Raw genomic sequence first — 2,552 nt, 5'->3', positions numbered from 1 at the left:
CGCGGCGCGGTCCTCCGGCTTCAAACGCTGATGCGTCGTGGTGGCCGGATGCGTGACGAGGCTCTTGGCGTCGCCGAGATTGTTCGAGATCTTGGCGAGCTTGAGCTCGTTGAGCACGCGGAACGCCGCCTGCTTGCCGCCTTTGACCTCGAGGCCGACCAGCGTCGAGCCGCCGCGCATCTGCTTCTTCACCAATGCTGCCTGCGGATGATCGGCGCGGCCGGGAAACACCAGCCGCGAAATCTTCGGATGGCTCGCCAGAACGTCCGCAATGCGCGCCGCCGTTTCGGTCTGCGCGCGCACGCGCACGGCGAGCGTCTCCAGGCCCTTGAGCAGGACCCAGGCGTTGAACGGCGAGATCGACGGGCCGGTCTGGCGCATGAAATTGTGGATGTGCTCGGCGATGAACGCTTCCGAGGACAGGATGATGCCGCCGAGACAGCGGCCCTGGCCGTCGATGTGCTTGGTCGCGGAATAGACGACGACGTCGGCGCCGAGCGCGAGCGGGCTCTGCCAGATCGGAGTGGCGAACACGTTGTCCACGACGAGCCGCGCGCCGCCACTGTGCGCGATCTCGGCGATGCCGGGAATGTCGAGTACATCCAGCGTCGGATTGGTCGGGCTCTCCAGGAAAAACGTCTTGGTGTTCGGCTTCATGGCGCGCTGCCACTGGTCGAGATCGAGGCCGTCGACCAGCGTGGTCTCGATGCCGTAGCGCGGCAGCAAATCCTGCACGACGTAGAGACACGAGCCGAACAGCGCGCGCGAGGCCACGACGTGATCGCCGGCCTTCAGCGGCGCCAGGATCGCGGTCGTCACCGCGGCCATGCCGGTCGCGGCGGAACGTGCCGCTTCGGCGCCCTCGAGCTCGATCATGCGGCGCTCGAACATCGCGATGGTCGGGTTGGAGTAGCGTGAATAGATGAAGCCGGGGTCCTCGCCCTTGAACCGCGCCTCGCACTCCTCGGCGCTGTTGTAGACGTAGCCTTGGGTCAGGAACAGCGACTCCGACGTCTCGCCATATTGCGAGCGCAGGGTGCCGGAATGGACCAGGCGGGTTTCGGGACGGTAGGACGCGGTGGGCGCCGGGGACTTCGACATAGGACCTCCTGAAGTGACCATCGAAAATGGTCACAAAAAAACCGGCCTGGAATATTTCCACGGGCCGGGATCACAGAGGTCCCCGGCCTGTTTAGCGACTTATTTAACGTGGCTGCAAGCCGGCCGGCTCAAATCACCACGGGATAAGTCATGCTCATATTCCGCAATGCCCTTTCCGTCAAGACGTCCATCGGATAGCCGTAAAACGCTCATATTTCCCGCATGTCGGGATGTGTTTGATCCCTGATGAGGACCCCCGGTTGACGTTCACGGTTGCCGCCGACGCCAATGGTATCCTGCCCGACCGCATGATCGCGGCGATGGCGGAGGGCGGTCTCATCCTGCCCGCTTACGACTTCGTCGAAAGCCAGATCCAGCCGGCGAGCCTCGACCTCCGCCTCGGCGACATCGCCTATCGCGTTCGCGCCAGCTTCCTGCCCGGTCCCGGTGCCACCGTCGCCGAGCGCATCGACGAGTTGAAGCTGCACGAGTTCAGCCTCGCCGACGGCGCAGTGCTGGAGACCAACTGCGTCTACATCGTGCCGCTGCTCGAAAGCCTCGCGCTGCCGCCGGAGATCGTCGCGGCCGCCAACCCGAAAAGCTCGACCGGCCGGCTCGACGTTTTCACCCGCGTGATCGCCGACGGCACCCGCCGCTTCGACATGATCGGTGCCGGCTATCATGGGCCGCTCTATGCCGAGATCAGCCCGAAGACGTTCCCGGTGCTGGTCAGCGAGGGCTCGCGCCTGAGCCAGGTGCGCTTCCGCACCGGCGATGCCATCCTCAACATCGACGACCTCGAGGCGCTGCATGCGACCGAGCGTCTCGTCGATGTCGACGATGCCGATCTCACCGGCGGCGTCGCCGTCTCTGTTGATCTCTCCGGCGAGAAGAGCGGCGGCTTCGTCGGCTATCGCGCCAAGCGCCACACCGGCGTGATCGACGTCGATCGCCGCGCCGGCTATTCCGTCGAGGACTTCTGGGAGCCGATCTCGGCCCGTCCCGACGGCAGCCTGATCCTCGATCCCGGCGAGTTCTATATCCTCGCGTCGAAAGAGGCGGTGCAGGTGCCGCCCGATTACGCCGCGGAGATGGTGCCGTTCGATCCGCTGGTCGGCGAGTTCCGTGTGCATTATGCCGGATTCTTCGATCCCGGCTTCGGCTATGCCGGCGCCGGCGGGCTGGGGTCGCGCGCCGTGCTCGAAGTGCGCTCGCGCGAGGTGCCGTTCATCCTCGAACACGGCCAGATCGTCGGCCGCCTCGTCTACGAGAAGATGCTGGCCCGCCCCGACGCCATGTACGGCCAGCGCATCGGCTCGAATTACCAGGCCCAGGGCCTGAAGCTGAGCAAGCATTTCCGGGTTTAGCCATCATCCGTAGATGGGGTAACGGGTCGGCCTCCGCGGCCAAGCCGCGCTAGCTACGGCGCTATGTGATGCGCGCGTCGCGCG

2 protein-coding genes and 1 riboswitch are annotated in these 2,552 nt (G+C 65.4%); of the genes, one reads left to right on the top strand and one right to left on the bottom strand.

Annotated elements, in window-relative coordinates; all coding sequences use genetic code 11:
* Nucleotides 1-1,101: O-succinylhomoserine sulfhydrylase (locus tag AC0L21_RS37805; RefSeq protein WP_473267050.1), on the bottom strand; the 1,101-nt coding region annotated here is incomplete at its 3' end.
* Between the two features lie 70 nt (nt 1,102-1,171).
* Nucleotides 1,172-1,251: riboswitch (SAM riboswitch) on the bottom strand.
* 80 nt (nt 1,252-1,331) lie between these two features.
* On the opposite strand from AC0L21_RS37805, the gene AC0L21_RS37800 reads away from it, so the two are divergent.
* Nucleotides 1,332-2,468, top strand: a complete 1,137-nt coding sequence (locus AC0L21_RS37800) for a 2'-deoxycytidine 5'-triphosphate deaminase (protein WP_473267048.1) — start codon at nt 1,332-1,334, stop codon at nt 2,466-2,468.
* Nucleotides 2,469-2,552 lie beyond the last annotated feature (84 nt).

The sequence above is a fragment of the Bradyrhizobium sp. WSM4873 genome (assembly GCF_055811355.1).
Note: the sequence above shows the minus strand (reverse complement) of the source record. Positions and strands in the feature narration are given on the sequence as shown.

Coding starts and splice junctions, on each gene's coding strand:
- AC0L21_RS37800 (WP_473267048.1), top strand. CDS start 1,332: ATGTGTTTGATCCCTGATGAGGACCCCCGGTTGACGTTCACGGTTGCC.